We start from the raw sequence: 15,315 nt of genomic DNA, 5'->3' as shown, positions 1-15,315 counted from the left end.
TTCCTGGATCGGTCCGACGGGTGGGGTCGAGCCTCAGCTCTTCCGGATCAGCGGTGCTTCGATCCCCGTGAGGACCTGGTGCACCGCACGCCAGGCCACCGTGTTGGCGCACGCGACGGCGCCCGTGTCGTCGCCCACGATGCGCACCCAGACACCGGCGTCCCCCGGCAGGGCGCTGACACCGATGAAGAGGTCCTCCTCGAACCGTTCGGCGAGCACCGAGTGCAGCAGGTCGGCAAGCTGCGTGGGGGGCACGAGCGGGGTGAGGACGTAGAGCATCGCCAGGACGTCCCGGTCGCCCAGCACCGCGAGCCCCCCGGTCCGCCCGTCCTCGGGGACGAGGCGGACGCGGTCGAGCGCGACGATCCGCCCGTCCGGGCGGCGCACCTCGAAGTCCGAGGCGAAGACCGCGTACCGGTGCCTCTCGTCGCGGGCCAGGCGACCCGCGAAGACCGTCTCCCCTGCGACGAGGGTGCCCGACTCGTGCAGCGTGACGCACGTGCGCTGGTAGAACCGCGAGTCGGCGAACGGGATCACGGGCTCGGGCAGGTACTCGACGTAGGCGTCCTCAGCGACGACGACGTTCGTCTGGGCCACCGCGTAGTCGTGCTCCATCCGGTAGACCTTGCTGTGCGCCGACGTCGTGACGTGGGCCGAGCTGCCGGGCCCGAACAGCAGGTCGGTCCGGAGCCGGTCCGCCTGCAGGATGCCGCCCCCCGTCGACATCAGGTACGTGTAGGGCATGTCGGGCCGCAGCGGGTCGTAGTACAGCGGACGCATGATCTGCAGCGGCGACTTCTGGTAGTGGTGGACCAGCTCGGTGCCGCGATCGTTCCTGGCGAACTCGAGCTCCAGGAGGCCGACCTTGCCCGGGCTGCCCGCTGCCAGCGTGTCGGGCGTGCTGCTGTGGCGCAGCACCTCCTGGGGGACGCGCTCCGGCTCGTAGTGCGCGGGCTCCAGGCGGTAGCCGCCGTAGCCCGACCCACTGCCACGCCACGAGATGCCTCCCGGACGACCCGCCCCGGTCGTGGAAGCGGCGCTCGACGCTCTGCCGTCGCTGGTCGCACCCCCGGGCTCACCCGGCACCGCGCGCAGCGGCGCGGCGTCGGGCACGTCGGTCACGAGCTCCGCGCTCATCCGACGAGAGCGTCTCGACGGCCGTTCCAGAGCACGAAGATCTGCTCGTACAGCTCGTCGAGCCCCTCGCCCGTCAACGAGTTGGTGAGCACGACGGGCTTGCCGTCGCGCACGCGGCGCGCGTCCGCCTCCATGGTCACCAGGTTCGTCCGCACGTACTGCGCGATGTCGATCTTGTTGATCACCAGGATGTCCGACTCGGTGATGCCCGGACCTCGTTTGCGCGGCATCTTCTCGCCCTCCGAGGTGTCGAGCACGAAGATGAACACGTCCGCGAGCGACGGCGAGAAGGTGAGCGTCAGGTTGTCGCCGCCCGACTCGTAGATCAGCGTGTCGACCTCGGGGAACTTCTCGAGCATCTCCGCGCCCGCCGCGAGGTTCATGGTCGGGTCGTCGCGCACCGCCGTGTGCGGGCAGGCGCCCGTCTCGACGCCCACGACCCGCTCGGGGTCGAGGATGCCCGCGAGCTCGCGTCGCACGTGCTGCGCGTCCTCCTGCGTGTAGATGTCGTTCGTGATGACGGCCGGCTGGCGCCCGGCCGCGAACAACTTGGGCACCAGCGCCTCCGTGAGCGCGGTCTTGCCCGAACCCACCGGTCCGCCGATGCCGATCCTCAGGACGTTCTCGCTCATTCGACTGCCTCGTCTCTCTCGTCGTGCTTCTTCTGGCTACGTCTCGTGCAGGGTCCTCGGCTGTCCTCAGCTCGCGAACAGTCGCGCCTCGGCCCGCTCGTGCTGCGCCGACATCACGTCGGCGAGCGGCACGCACCCGCCCAGGTCGGACAGGTCCCGCGCCACCGCGTCGGCGGTCACGTCGGCGATCACGGGCCCGACGGCGTGGAGCACCACCTGCGCGTGCCGGTGGTCCGTGAGCCGCAGCCGCAGGGCCGCCCCCACGAAGCTCACCGCGAACGCGAACAGGTCCGACGCCACCGCCTGCTCGACACCCACGCCGGTCGTGGCGTACGCGACGGCCGTGGCGACGGGCTGGCACCCCGGGGTCTCCTTGGCCGTGATCCGCCTGCCCCACTCCTCGAGCCCCGGGCCACCGATCGCCTCGCGCGCGAGGTCCGTGACCTGGTGGCCGCTGCGCACCGAGGCCTTGCGCATCTCGGCGTTGAGCTTCGAGGCGAACAGCACCTGGTCCACCTCCTGGACCTGGTCCCAGTCGGCGGCCACCGCCGCGTCGTGGGCCCGGGCGAGCGCCGTCGCGTCGCCCGGACCCACCGAGTGCCGCAGCAGACCCGTCAGCAGCCCCTCGACGTCGCCCCGGTCGACCAGGCGCGCCTGGCTGAACCCCTCCAACCCGTGCGACATCGTGTAGAAGCCGCTCGGGAAGGCGGAGTCGGAGAGCTGGAGGCTCACCAGGAGCGCCCCGACGTCGGTCCTCCCGCTGGTCGTGTCCCGCATGACCACCCTCAGGCGAGGAAGAAGAGCTGGGTCATGGGCAGGGACTCGGCCGGCTCGATGTGCGCGGGCTTGCCGTCGAACGTCACCTTGTACGTCTCGGGATCGACGTCGATGACGGGCGTGCGGTCGTTGCGGACCATGTGCTCCTTCCCGATGCCCCGACAGCGGCGCACCGGCAGGACCTGGCTCTTGAGGCCGAGCTGTTCCGGGACGCCCTTGTCGATCGCGGCCTGCGACATGAACGTGATGCGGGTCGCCTGCTGCGCCTGTCCGAAGGCGCCGAACATGGGCCGGTAGTACACGGGCTGGGGCGTGGGCAGCGACGCGTTCGGGTCACCCATGAGGGCCCAGTTGATGAGACCGCCCTTGACGACGACCTTGGGCTTCGCAGCGAACGAGTCGACGGGCCACAGCACGATGTCGGCCATCTTGCCGGGCTCGAGCGAGCCTACGTAGTCGGAGACGCCCTGCGTGATCGCCGGGTTGATCGTCACCTTCGCCAGGTAGCGCAGCACGCGGAAGTTGTCGTTGTCCCCGGTCTCCTCGGGCAACGGGCCGCGCACGGCCTTGTTGTGGTGCGCGGTCTGGAAGGCCCGCGTCACCGACTCGCCGATACGGCCCATGGCCTGGGAGTCGGACGAGAACATGGACAGCACGCCCTCGTCGTGGAGCACGGTCTCCGCGGAGATCGTCTCGGCGCGGACACGGGAGTCCGCGAAGGCGACGTCCTCGGGGATGTCGTGCGAGAGGTGGTGGCACACCATGACCATGTCGAGCAGCTCGTCGACGGAGTTGACCGTGTACGGCAGGGTCGGGTTGGTCGAGGAGGGCAGGATGTTCGGGAACCCGGCGGCCTTCATGATGTCCGGTGCGTGCCCTCCTCCAGCCCCCTCCGTGTGGTACGTGTGGATCGTGCGGCCGTCGATCGCCGAGAGCGTGTCCTCGACGAACCCCGCCTCGTTGAGGCTGTCGGTGTGGATCGAGACCTGGACGTCGAACTCGTCGGCCACGCTCAGTGCGTTGCGGATCACCGCGGGCGTCGCCCCGAAGTCCTCATGGACCTTGAGCGACGAGGCTCCGGCCTCGATCTGCTCCACGAGCGGCGCGGGCAGCGACCCGTTGCCCTTGCCGTGGAAGCCCATGTTGACGGGCATGTCCTCCGCGGCCTGGATCATGCGGTGCAGGTGCCACGCGCCCGGCGTCGTCGTGACACCGTTCGTCGCGTCGGTCGGGCCGGTCCCACCACCGAAGAGCGTCGTGATGCCGTTCGACAGGGCAGCCTGCGCCTGCTGCGGGGAGATGTAGTGCACGTGGCTGTCGAACGCCCCAGCGGTGGCGATGCAGTGCTCGCCCGCCAGGATCTCGGTGGTCGCACCCACCACGAGACGCGGGTCGACCCCGCTCTGCAGATGAGGGTTGCCCGACTTGCCGATGCCGGCGATCTTGCCGTCCTTGACGCCGATGTCCCCCTTCACGACGCCGAGGATCGGGTCCAGGATGATGGCGTTGGTGATCACGAGGTCGAGTGCGCCCTGCGCGCTGGTGGCCTCGGGGTCGGCCGCCATGCCGTCGCGGGCGGTCTTCCCACCGCCGTAGACGACCTCGTCGCCGTAGTGGCCCTCGTTGTAGTCCTTCTCGATCTCGATCACGAGGTTCGAGTCCGCGAGGTGCACCTTGTCGCCGGTGGTCGGACCGAACAGGTCCGTGTACTGCTTGCGGGAGATGATGGCCATTACTTCTTCCCCTTCTTCGCAGCTCCGGTGGTCCGCGCCGTCGGCTTGCCGTCCTTGAACTGTCCCTCGGTCATGCGCGCGAGCGAGTCGATCCGGGTCTGACGCGAGTCGAGCCCGCCGTCGACCAGGTTGTTGAAGCCGACGAGGTGACGCGAACCGGAGAAGGCGGTCAGCGTGACGTCGCGGGAGTCTCCAGGCTCGATGCGGACCCCTGTCCCGGCAGGGATGTCCAGGTGCATGCCGTACGCCTTCTCCCGCTCGAAGAGCAGCGCGCGGTTCACCTCGAAGAAGTGGAAGTGCGACCCGATCTGCACGGCGCGGTCGCCGGTGTTGCTCACCCTGAGCGTCACCTTCTCTCGGCCCGCGTTGATCTCGATGTCCTCATCGGTGTGGTGGTACTTGGGGCTACCTAGCATCGTTCTTCCCTCCGCTGCTGCTTCGCGTCGTGGTGCTTCTCGATGGATCGGTGACGGTCTGGCGACCGCTCAGTGACGACGGGCGAGGACCTCGTCGTGGGAGACGCCGTGCGCTGCCGGCGGCTCGAGATGGTCGGCGTCCCGCCGCGCGGCGTCGACTGTGTCGTGGATGTCGTGGGTGTCGTGGGTGTCGTGGGTGTGCGCCCCGCCGCCGTGAGGTGACGGATGCGGCGGGGCGCTCGGGCGGGGGTGCGGATGAGGATGGGGGTGCGGGTGCTGGTGACCCGCCGCGCCGTGCTCGCCGCTCTCCTCGAAGGCGTGCGAGTGGGCGTACCCGTGACCGTGGTCCGCGAGCAGACCGGTCTCGATCCCGTCGTGGCCGTGGCTCAGGCTGTGCTCGGCCGCGGCGAGCCGCTGCCGGACGACCTGGAGGATCGCCTGCTCCGACATCAGCGGCCCGTAGAACGTCGCCCGGGCGAGCTCGCCGATCCCCCAGGGGGCGGCGCTCGTCCGTGCGAAGCCTGCGGGGACGACGACGGCCTCGGTGGACCCCAGGAGCCGCGCACGACGGACCGCCTCGGCGACCTCCGCGTCCTCCTCGACGCACGCGACCTCGACCGGGAGCCCGGCGCCGTGCGTCCGTACGAGGTGCGCGACCCGGTGAAGCTCCGCGTCGTCGAACGGGTTCGACGACGTCGCCGTGATCACCAGGGCCGCCCCCGGCCGCCGCTCGGCGGTCTCGGTCGCGGCCCTGCGCAGCCAGGCGACCAGGTGGTCGATCGTGCCGAAGTCGTCGCACAGGACCACCCGACCCGTCCCTGCCCCCACGCTCAGCCACTTGAGCGTCTTGGCCGTGTCGGCGACCATCGTGGGGTTCCGGCCGAACGTCATCGGCAGGACCGCCACGGGCCCGTCGCCCGTCGCGAGCAGCGCGCTCACGGCGTTGTGGAGCGTCCGGCCCGGCGGGCTGACGGTCACGCCCGGGAGCCCGTCCGCCACGAACCGCACGTCCGCCCCGTCGGCGCTCTCGTGCCCGCCGACCAGGACGAGCCGCGTCTGCCCCGGCCCCCCCGACCCCATACCTCAGGCCGCCACGGGGTCGTGACAGGAGACGAGCTTGCTGCCGTCGACGAACGTCGCCTCGACCTGGAGCAGCGCGAGCCGCTCACGGACTCCCGGGAGACAGTCCTTCTCCGACACGATCGTCTTTCCGAGCTCCATGCACTCGGCGACCGACTTCCCGTCGCGGGCTCCTTCGAGAATTGCTTCCGAGATCAGCGCCTGGGCCTCGCTGAGATTGAGCTTGGTGCCCCTTTCCCGACGCCTGCGTGCCAGGTCGGCGACCTGGTAGACATACAGCTTGTCCATTTCTCGTGGGGTGAGATTCATTGCCTGCACGACCTTTCGCCAGTGCGACCGGCAGCCGGAACGAACCGGTCTCGCGTCTGATGTCTCGACACTACGCGGGCGCCGCAGGAGTGCAACCGGAGCACCGGCAACCCTCCGGCCAGCGCTTTCACGCGCCTCGCCGCCTCGCATTCCTGGCGGCAAGCTGCGACATTGTCGCAACAAGAAGCCCCGACAAATCAGCAGATAAACCACCGCCCGGTTCGCCCGACATTTCCACCAGGCCGGATCGAGGAGCCGAAGATAGCCTGAACGCGTGGAAACAGTGTGGCTCGTCCTCGGAATCGTCATTCTCGCCCTGACCCTGCTCGACGTGTTCCTCACCGCGCTCAACTACGACGAGTCCGGTTTCATCGCGGGGCCGCTCGCCGCAGGCCAGTGGCGTCTGCTGCGCCGTGTCACCCGACGCATGTCGAGGCGGTGGCGCCCGCTCGCGCTGCGCCAGGTCACGGGCCTGCAGATCATGGTCACGGTCGTCGCCTGGCTGTTCGGCGTGATCCTCGGGTTCGGGCTGATCTACTACGGCCAGATGACCAAGACCGCGTTCTCGGTGTCCGGCACGGGCGCGAGCCTCGACTTCTTCAACGCGATGTACTTCAGCGCGGCCCAGCTCTCGACCGTCGGCGGGTCCTCGCTCACGGCCGAGACGGACGTGCTGCGCTTCCTCAGCATCGCCGAGACGCTCACGGGCGTGGTCCTCGTGTCGTTGATCCTGACCTTCCTCCTGGGCGTCTACGACGTGATCCGCGACCTGCGCGCGCTCTCGGCGCAGTTCTTCAGCGCGGAGCGCGGTGCAGGTTCCCCGGTCGCGAGCCTGGCGCCGTTCTTCCAGCAGGGCGAGCCGAGCGGGCTCGACGGGCACGTCGACGGCATCGCGGACTCGTTCTCGTCGTACACCGACGGCCTGCGGCTGCACCATGCGGCGTACTACTTCCAGAGCGGGCGCGACCAGTTCGCCCTCCCCTACGCGATCCGGATGCTCGGCGGGACCCTCGGCGCGCTCCGGTGGGGGCTGCCGGCCGGTCACCCGGCGACAGCCACACCGGGTCTCGTCCCCCTGACCTTCCAGTTCCTCGAGTTCGGCGAGTACCTGCAGAAGAGGCTGCGCTGGACGAGTCACGCGGTCCCCGAGGTGGTCAGCTCCGACGAGTTCGCCGGCCTCGCCCGGAGCGGGCACCACCGCGGGCGGCAGGACGAGTGGGTCGCGCGCTTCGTCGAGCTCGATCGCGACATGGCCGACCTCGCCGGGATCGAACCGCTCACCGACCTCGACGACGCCTACCGCCGCTACACCCAGTGGCTGCCGTTCGCCTACCGCGCCCAGCAGATCACGTTCGCCGTGAGCCGGGACCTGGACTACCAGCCGATCATCGTGACCGACAAGCCGGTCTCGATCCTGCACACCGACGACGCGCTCGTGCTCCGGTTCCTCGAGGAGGACGTCCCCGGACCCGTCGTCGGACCCGGGGCGGGCCCCGTCGCCGACCCGTCCGAACCGGCGGAGCGGTCGGCGCGCAGCCGGATCTCGCGGTGGGAGACCTTCGTCGACCAGCACGTGTCCCTCGTCGACCCGGGCTACGCCCGCCTGCGCGGGGCCGGGCGCGCCGTGCTCGCGGCGAGCGCCGCCGTCGTCTCGTTGTACGTCCTCTTCGAGGCGACCGGACGTGACGGGCTCCAGCCCGCGATGTTCGGCGGCTTCGTCGCCATGCTCAGCACAGGCATCTCGGTCGACAAGACGCAGCGGGGTCGCAAGGTCACGAGCATCCTGCTCATCGCCCCTGTCAGCCTCGTGGTCGTGCTCGGGGCGCTGGTCTCGAGATCCCCCGTCTGGACCGCCGTGCTCGTCGTGGCCGTCGCGGGACTCGGCGTATGGGTCGGACGGTTCGGGCCTCGCTGGGCGGCGCTCGGCCAGGTCACGTTCGTCGCGTACTACTTCGCGCTCATCCTGCGGCTGCACCTCACGGAAGTGCTCCTCTACATCACCGCGGCCGCGCTCGGAGTCGTGTGGGCCTGGGTCCTGAACTACGTGATCCTCCCGGAACGGCCCCTCAAGGTGCTGCGCGGTGGGATCGACGGGTTCGGACGCCGCCTGGTCACGTCGATGGACGCGCTCGTCGACGCCGTCTCCTGGGCTCGGTGGGACCCGGACATCGTCAAGCGGGTCCGGCTCGACATGCGGGAGCTGCACCGCGGGGCGGCGTTCCTCGCGGGGCAGCTCACGGGCGGGGAGAACGCGACCGGGATCGAGCCCGCCCGCAGCGCCGAGGTCCGGTTGCACCTGTTCGACACGGAGCTCGCCGCGGTCAACCTCATGACCGCCGCGCGCAACGTCACGGGCACCGCGATCCCCCTGGAGCTGCGCGGACGGCTCGCGGGACGGATCGAGCTGCTGCAGGCGCACCTCGCGGAGATCGCTGCTCGCCCCGTCGACGGCTCACCTCCCGCGGCCCCGGCCACGCAGCTCGCCCCCTGGCAGGGCGACCGCCCCCCGGCGGAGTGGCCGCAGGCCGCCCGTCTGCTCTACCAGGCCTGCACCGAGCTCTACCGGGCGGCCGACGTCCTGCGGACCGCCGAGGTCTCGAGCCTCGACCCCGATGCGCCCCCGCTCGCCACGGTCGATCCCGACGGCACGCAGGACGACGAGGCGGCCCTCGACGAGCTCGTCGCCCCCTCGGCCCCGCCGCAGGACGGCAAGGTGCCGATGTCGCCCGTGACGAAGCGTGCCGTGCAGGCGGCGGTCGCGACCGGCGCGGCGCTCGGCATCGGCGAGGCCGTCTCCACGACGCACCAGTACTGGGCGACCATCTCGGCCTACCAGGTGCTGGGCGGCACCGACGGCGAGACGTTCGTCAAGGGAGCCCAGCGCATCGCGGGCACGGTCCTCGGCGCGGCCGTCGGTTTCGGTGTCGCGATCTGGACGGGCGCGGACCCTGCGATCGTCCTCCCGCTGATCGCCGTGGCGATCTTCGCCTCGAGGTACTACCAGCAGGTCTCGCCCGCCGTGTCGAGCTTCTGGATGACCATGTTCTTCGCGCTCCTGTACGAGTTCCTCGGACGCCTGACGACGCTCGCGGTCGAGGTCAGGATCCTGGAGACCCTCTTCGGGGCCGCGGTCGCCCTGGCCGTCGCATGGTTCGTCTTCCCCACACGTACCCGCACCAAGCTCAACAAGGACGTCGCGACCCTCCTCCGGGACGTCGAGATCGTGATCACCGCGGGGCTCGAACGCCTCGCGGGAGGCACCAAGATCTCGCGGAAGGCGATCGAGAAGCACCTCCTCGTGATCACCCAGGACGTCCGCCGGGTCAACGCCACCGCCGCCCCCCTGCGGCGTGCCGCGGGCGCGCTCGAGGTCGGTGGCATCGAGGGACGCCTCACGGCGGTGTGGTCGCTGACCTACTACACGCGGCACCTCGCCCGGGCGGTCGAGCGCATGATCGAGGCGGGGGCCGACGTGTCGTCCGAGGACTGGGACCGGCTGCGCAGGACCACGAGCGCGAACATCTCGGCCCTGCGAGCCGTGCTGGCGGACCGCCTCCCCGGCACGGTCGAGGAGAACCTCGACTTCGGCAGCGAGTACGACCCGACCGGCCCTCCGACGCGCCCGCAGGACGTCGTCCTGCGTCAGGTCGAGCGCATCAACCAGACGCTCGTCGTGCTCATCGAGAGCATCGCCCCAGGGGCGACGGGCAAGGGCGAGGAAGCGGCGAGCGCACCGCTCTGACGCGAGCGGTCACGGCACGCGAGGCGTAGCGTCGAAGCATGGCCACGTGGGAGGACGTCGGGCGGATCGCGGCGGTGCTGCCGGACACGGCCGAGCACCGCCCGCGCGAGTGGGCCGTGCACGGACGGAACTTCGCCTGGGAACGTCCGCTGCGCCGTCGGGACCTGGACGAGCTGGGCGTCTCCGCGCCGGACACCGCACCGCTCGGGTTCTACGTCGCCGACGAGGGCGAGAAGCTCGCGCTCGTGGGCGACGAGCCGAGCACCTTCTTCACGACGGCCCACTTCGCGGGCTATCCGATCGTTCTTGCACGCCTCGACCGCGTCGCCGTCCCCGAGCTCGAGGAGCTCCTCGAGGACGCATGGCTCGCGCGGGCGCCCCGGCGCCTCGCGCAGGCGTTCCTCGACGCGACCGAGTAGGGCCCTCGCCGCCTAGGAGGCCAGCCGCTCGCGCGCGCCCTGGCCGACACGTTGCCCGGGACGGTCGCCCTCCGGCCGCGTGACCTCGGCCCAGACCTCGTCGAGGGAGAGGCCCAGGACGTCGGCGATCGCGGCGACGGTCGGGAAGGCAGGGGTGGCGACCCTGCCCGTCTCGATCTTCCGGAGGGTCTCGGGCGAGACGCGCGCGTCGAGCGCGACCTCGAGCATCGAGCGGTCCCCCCTGGCCCGACGCAGCAGAGCACCGAGGCGCTGCCCGCGTTCGACCTCGGCGGGGGTGAGCGGCAACCTGACCATGGACCCGATTCTAGTACCGGGATAACATGGCCGGTATAGTTATTGGAACCACGAGGAAGACACCGCATGATCGAGATACTGAACCCCACCGAGCTGTCCCGAGCACGAGAGACGGGAGCCCTGGTCGCTCACGTCCTGCACACGCTCAAGGGCCGCAGCACCGTCGGGACGAACCTCCTGGACATCGACCGGTGGGCGAAGGAGCTGATCCTCCAGGCCGGCGCGCTGTCCTGCTACGTCGACTACGCCCCGTCGTTCGGGCGTGGGCCCTTCGGCCACTACGTCTGCACGGCCGTCAACGACGCCGTGCTGCACGGGCGTCCGCACGACTACACGCTTGCCGACGGCGACCTGCTGACGCTCGACCTCGCCGTCTCCCTGGGGGGCGTCGCGGCAGACGCCGCTCTCAGCTTCGTCGTGGGGGACGCACGCCCCCCGGAGAGCCTCGCCATGATCGACGCGACCGAGCGCGCCCTCGCGGCGGGCATCGCGGCCGCACGACCCGGCGCCCGCGTCGGCGACCTCTCCCACGCCATCGGCACGGTCCTCGGCGACGCGGGATACCTGATCAACACCGAGTTCGGAGGCCACGGGATCGGCTCGACCATGCACCAGGACCCCCACGTCTCGAACACGGGACGCCCCGGACGCGGATACCGGCTGCAGCCCGGGCTGCTGCTCGCCCTGGAACCCTGGGTCATGCAGGACACCGCCGAGCTCGTCACCGATGCCGACGGATGGACTCTCCGCAGTGCGACGGGCTGCCGGACCGCGCACAGCGAGCACACGATCGCGATCACGCACGACGGGGCCGAGATCCTCACGCTGCCGCGGCCCTCGTGAGGTCGGCACGGCACGTGCGTCTGCTCGCCTGACTCGACGGCCGCTCGTCCCGCCCGGCCCGCACGGCCGTTCCGTCCTACGCTCGGCTCATGACGTTCGCCGAGGTGATCGAGGTCGTCGGCAAGGTGGTCGACGCGGCGGGGGTCGCCGCGATCGTGGTCGGCGCCCTGTACGCGGCATTCCTGTCCCTGACCCGACGCCGGGAGGGCAACGTCTACCGCCTCTTCCGGCGGCGGCTCGGTCGCTCGATCCTGCTCGGGCTCGAGCTCCTGGTCGCCGCCGACATCATCCGTACGGTCGCGATCACACCGACGCTCGAGAGCGTCGGTGTGCTCGCCGCGATCGTCCTCATCCGGACGTTCCTCAGCTTCTCGCTCGAGCTCGAGATCACGGGCCGCTGGCCCTGGCAGCAGGCCCCCGAGCCGGACCCGACGCCCACCGAGGACGCGGCGGCGGGGCCCACGCGCACGTAGGCCCCCGCCACCTGCGCGCGTCAGCTCGTCGTGGAGAACAGGACCGCGTCGTACTCCCATGCCCCGACGTTGACCTCCATGGTCACGTCGGCGGGGTCCGTGACCCCGAAGACCACGGGGAACGTCAGCGACTGGCCCGGGAGCAGGGGCGTGCTCGGGGTGCTGCTGATCTGGTTCGCCGCGTCGAAGACCTGGGAGCCCTCGACACCGCCCGACGAGAGCGTGACGTACGTGAACGTGGGGTCGAACGTCTCCGCGGTCCCGTTCGTCAGGGTGAGGTCGATCCGCACGAACTGCGTGAACCCCTCGTCGCCCGCCGCAGTGTCGCTGGGCGTGAACGCGGCCGGGGCGCTCGCACCGACCTCGAGGCCGTCCTCGTAGACGGCGGCGTCACCGAAGACGAGGGCCGGCGAGGAGTCGCCGACCGCGCCGTCAGCGGGAACGTCCTCGCCCGTCGTGTCCGCGGGCGTCTCTGCTCCCGCGGGCTCCTCGGGGGCCGAGCTCGAGATGCTCGTCGACCCGAGGCTCGTGGAAAGCTCGTCGAGGGCTGCGACGAACACGACCTGGGAGATCACCGCACCGATCCCGGCGACGACCGAGATGACGATCGCGGCGATCGACATACCCTTGCCGCTCCCGAGCGCCCCTGCCTTGACGAGCCCGATGATGCCCAGGACGAGGCCTGCGAGCGCCAGGACCGCCGCGAAGAGGTTGATGATCGGGATCAGGCAGAGCACGAGAGCGACGATCGCGAGCACGAGGCCCGTGACCGCGAGCACGTTGGACTTCTTGAGCGGGACGACGCCGTAGGGCGGCGGGTAGCCGCCCTGCTCCGGCCCCCACGCGCCGGGCTGGCCGGGCAGGGCGGGCTGGCCGGGCTGCTGGTACGGCGAGGGCTGCGGCGCTCCGGGATAGCCGAGCGACGGCGGGGTCGGCTCTGCGGGTCCGGGAGGGGGGTACGTCATTCGTCTGCTCGTCTTCTTGTCGTGCACGGCACGGCGACGCCGGAGTGTGCGGAGGAGGGAGGCGCGCGCGCTCGGCGCGCACTCCGGCACAAGTGTTCCATGTGTGGAGATGCCGTGGAGAGGACTTTCGGGTGAAAACCACCGGAACCACGCACCTGCCGCCACGACGGGCCACCACCGACCGACATCTACCCTGGAACCATGCCCACGCTTCCCGCTCCCCACCGCACGCGCCCTCCCGAGCCGCGCGACGCCGTCGGGCCGGACATCCTCGCCGGTGACGCGTGGCTCCCCCTCGCGACGGCGCACGCCGAGCGCGCCGACGCCCTGACCGCGGGCTGGCGCGAGCGCAAGGCGCGCGGCGAGAAGCACGCCGTCGAGGACTTCCTCTTCACCTACTACCCCACGCGCCCCGCCCAGCTCCGGCGCTGGCACCCCGGCGCGGGCGTCACGCTCTCCGGTGACAGCAGCACGCCCGACGGCGCCGCGCCCCTCCTCGCCGAGCGCGCCACCTGGCGGTGGTACCGGACCGACACCACCGGCGGCGTGACGCTCGACGTCGACGCGTTCCTCGCAGACCGCGGCGACACCGTGCGCTATGCCCGCGACCTGCTCGCGGCCACGGCCTCCCGGCCGGCGAGCCTCGGGTGCTTCGGGCTGCACGAGTGGGCCATGGTCTACCGCGACCACGCCCAGGGCCGCGACCACCGCCACCCCCTGCCGCTGCGGCTCGGGGCCCAGGGCACCGACGACGTCGTGACCTCGCACCCCGTGCGCTGCACGCACTTCGACGCGTTCCGCTTCTTCACCCCCGAGGCCGTGGGCCTCAACCGGCTCCAGCCCACGCGCGACACGCAGCCCGCGCTCGAGCAGCCCGGCTGCCTGCACGCCAACATGGACCTCTACAAGTGGGCGACCAAGCTGTCCCCCGCCGTGCCGAGCGGGCTCGTGCTCGACGCGTTCGAGCTCTCCCGCGACATCCGCTGGGTCGACATGCGGGCCAGCCCCTACGACGTGTCGTCGTACGGCGAGGCGCCCGTCGCGATCGAGACCCCCGCAGGCAAGGCCGAGTACGTGCGGCTCCAGCGGGGCTTCGCCGAGCGGTCCGCGACGCTGCGCGAACGGCTCGTCGAGGTCTGCGAGCGCCTGCCGGCCTGACGCGTGCGACAGTTGCCCGCATGACCCGCACGACCCGCATGCCCCGGCCGCTGACGGACCGCGAGCGCAGCGTGCTCGACGCCCTGCTCTCGATCGACGTGGACGGGGTCTCAGGGCTCCGCCGACAGGCCCGGAGCGCCGTGGTGACCGGCACGTGCGGTTGTGGCTGCCCGTCGATCGACTTCCGGACCGGCACCGGGATGCAGGTCGTGGTGGACGCGAGGGTGATCGGCTCCCCCGACGGGCTGTTCCTCTACCTCCTCGACGGCGAGCTCGGCGGCATCGAGTGGGTCAGCGTCGCCGAGGAACGACCGACGGAGCTTCCCGAACCTGCGCAGCTCGAGATCGTTCCGGCCTGACGGACCTGTGGCCGCGGGGCACGAGGTGGGTGGTCCGGCGCGAGACGGGTGGTCCGGGCCGTGGCGCGGGCACCCGTCTCGTGCGGGACCACCCGTCTCGGCGGTGCTGGGCGGCCTGGCAGGATCGGGGCATGACCCGACCGCCGCTCGCCGAGATCCCGACGGGCCCCGTGCCCGTCCCGCCCGCCGTCCGATCGCTCGTCGACACCGCAGGGGGCGGGGACCTCGTGCCGGTGTGGAAGAACGACCTCGGCGGCCTCACGTTCCGGTGGGGTACCGACCGCTACGTCAAGTGGGTCGCGGCCGGGACGCCGGAGATCGACCTGCTCGCCGAGGCCGAGCGGCTCGCGTGGGCCTCCCGCTTCGCCACCGTGCCACGGGTGCTCGACGCCGGGCAGGACGAGGTCGGCGCCTGGCTCGTGACCGAGGCGATCGACGCGGCCTCGGCCGTCGACCCGCGCTGGATCGCCGAACCGGCGACCGCCGCGGCGGCGATCGGCCACGGCCTGCGCGTCCTGCACGACGCCCTGCCCGTCGAGGACTGCCCGTTCACGTGGAGCGTCGAGCAGCGCGTCGCGCGCGCCGACGAGCGGATCGCCGACGGCGAGGGCCCGACCGAGTGGTTCCCCGAGCACGCGCAGCTCTCGGTCGCCGAGGCGCGCCCCCTGCTCGACCTCGCGCCCCCCGTGGACAGGTTGGTCGTGTGCCACGGCGACGCGTGCGCGCCCAACACCCTGCTGGCCGCCGACGGCTCGTTCGCGGCGCACGTCGACCTCGGGTCGCTCGGCGTCGCGGACCGCTGGGCGGACCTGGCCGTGGCAGCCTGGAGCACCGAGTGGAACTACGGGCCCGGCTACGACGGGATCGTGTACGAGGCCTACGGGACAGAGCCGGACAAGGAACGCATCGCCTACTACAGGCTGCTCTGGGACCTGGGCTGACCGCGCCCCTGCGATG

At 71.2% G+C, this 15,315-nt stretch carries 16 protein-coding genes; 7 read left to right on the top strand and 9 right to left on the bottom strand.

What is annotated here, in order from left to right; all coding sequences use genetic code 11:
* Positions 1-33: 33 nt before the first annotated feature.
* The 7 genes from JOD48_RS07000 to JOD48_RS06970 form a co-directional block, all read right to left on the bottom strand.
* Positions 34-1,137: an urease accessory protein UreD gene (locus JOD48_RS07000; RefSeq protein ID WP_204808252.1), complete on the bottom strand. Its 1,104-nt coding sequence runs from the start codon at positions 1,135-1,137 to the stop codon at positions 34-36.
* Positions 1,134-1,769 (bottom strand): urease accessory protein UreG, encoded by a 636-nt coding sequence (ureG, locus tag JOD48_RS06995; RefSeq protein WP_191789307.1) that lies wholly within the window; start codon positions 1,767-1,769, stop codon positions 1,134-1,136. The genes JOD48_RS07000 and ureG overlap by 4 nt, the downstream gene beginning before the upstream one ends.
* Positions 1,770-1,835: 66 nt before the next feature.
* Positions 1,836-2,546: an urease accessory protein UreF gene (locus JOD48_RS06990; RefSeq protein ID WP_204808250.1), complete on the bottom strand. Its 711-nt coding sequence runs from the start codon at positions 2,544-2,546 to the stop codon at positions 1,836-1,838.
* 8 nt (positions 2,547-2,554) lie between these two features.
* Positions 2,555-4,279, bottom strand: coding sequence for an urease subunit alpha (ureC, locus tag JOD48_RS06985; RefSeq protein ID WP_191789309.1), 1,725 nt, complete (start codon positions 4,277-4,279; stop codon positions 2,555-2,557).
* On the bottom strand, positions 4,279-4,695 hold the full coding sequence (locus JOD48_RS06980; protein WP_191789310.1) for an urease subunit beta: 417 nt from the start codon (positions 4,693-4,695) through the stop codon (positions 4,279-4,281). Before JOD48_RS06980 ends, ureC begins: the two co-directional genes overlap by 1 nt.
* Positions 4,696-4,764: 69 nt before the next feature.
* A complete protein-coding gene (locus JOD48_RS06975) occupies positions 4,765-5,775 on the bottom strand; it encodes a sirohydrochlorin chelatase (protein ID WP_204808248.1) in 1,011 nt (336 codons plus the stop codon).
* Between the two features lie 3 nt (positions 5,776-5,778).
* Positions 5,779-6,084, bottom strand: a complete 306-nt coding sequence (locus JOD48_RS06970; protein WP_191789312.1) for an urease subunit gamma — start codon at positions 6,082-6,084, stop codon at positions 5,779-5,781.
* Between the two features lie 274 nt (positions 6,085-6,358).
* Here JOD48_RS06970 and JOD48_RS06965 point away from each other — a divergent pair, with 274 nt between their 5' ends.
* On the top strand, positions 6,359-9,826 hold the full coding sequence (locus tag JOD48_RS06965) for an FUSC family protein (protein WP_204808246.1): 3,468 nt from the start codon (positions 6,359-6,361) through the stop codon (positions 9,824-9,826).
* A 38-nt stretch (positions 9,827-9,864) separates the two neighbouring features.
* On the top strand, positions 9,865-10,245 hold the full coding sequence (locus JOD48_RS06960; protein ID WP_191789314.1) for an MmcQ/YjbR family DNA-binding protein: 381 nt from the start codon (positions 9,865-9,867) through the stop codon (positions 10,243-10,245).
* A 12-nt stretch (positions 10,246-10,257) separates the two neighbouring features.
* Here JOD48_RS06960 and JOD48_RS06955 read toward each other — a convergent pair whose 3' ends face one another.
* Entirely contained in the window at positions 10,258-10,560 is a 303-nt protein-coding gene (locus tag JOD48_RS06955; protein WP_191789315.1) for a helix-turn-helix transcriptional regulator, read from the bottom strand.
* Positions 10,561-10,626: 66 nt separating this feature from the next.
* Between JOD48_RS06955 and map the strand changes: the two genes are divergently transcribed.
* Together map and JOD48_RS06945 are read left to right on the top strand one after the other, a co-directional pair.
* Positions 10,627-11,403 carry a type I methionyl aminopeptidase gene (map, locus tag JOD48_RS06950; RefSeq protein ID WP_204808244.1) on the top strand — a complete coding sequence of 259 codons (777 nt, stop codon included), beginning with the start codon at positions 10,627-10,629 and terminating at the stop codon, positions 11,401-11,403.
* Positions 11,404-11,492: 89 nt separating this feature from the next.
* A complete protein-coding gene (locus tag JOD48_RS06945) occupies positions 11,493-11,876 on the top strand; it encodes a DUF1622 domain-containing protein (RefSeq protein ID WP_204808242.1) in 384 nt (127 codons plus the stop codon).
* Positions 11,877-11,896: 20 nt separating this feature from the next.
* On the opposite strand, the gene JOD48_RS06940 is transcribed toward JOD48_RS06945, so the two are convergent.
* Positions 11,897-12,841, bottom strand: coding sequence for a DUF4190 domain-containing protein (locus JOD48_RS06940; RefSeq protein ID WP_204808239.1), 945 nt, complete (start codon positions 12,839-12,841; stop codon positions 11,897-11,899).
* Positions 12,842-13,042: 201 nt separating this feature from the next.
* On the opposite strand from JOD48_RS06940, the gene JOD48_RS06935 reads away from it, so the two are divergent.
* From JOD48_RS06935 to JOD48_RS06925, 3 genes are all read left to right on the top strand, one after another.
* A complete protein-coding gene (locus tag JOD48_RS06935) occupies positions 13,043-13,999 on the top strand; it encodes a 3-methyladenine DNA glycosylase (RefSeq protein WP_239527345.1) in 957 nt (318 codons plus the stop codon).
* Between the two features lie 20 nt (positions 14,000-14,019).
* A complete protein-coding gene (locus tag JOD48_RS06930) occupies positions 14,020-14,358 on the top strand; it encodes a hypothetical protein (RefSeq protein WP_204808237.1) in 339 nt (112 codons plus the stop codon).
* 131 nt (positions 14,359-14,489) lie between these two features.
* Positions 14,490-15,299, top strand: a complete 810-nt coding sequence (locus tag JOD48_RS06925) for an aminoglycoside 3'-phosphotransferase (protein ID WP_204808235.1) — start codon at positions 14,490-14,492, stop codon at positions 15,297-15,299.
* Positions 15,300-15,315: the final 16 nt, after the last annotated feature.

It is taken from the genome of Oerskovia paurometabola (assembly GCF_016907365.1).
Lineage (GTDB): Bacteria > Actinomycetota > Actinomycetes > Actinomycetales > Cellulomonadaceae > Oerskovia > Oerskovia paurometabola.
This window is presented reverse-complemented; position numbering and strand designations above follow the sequence as displayed.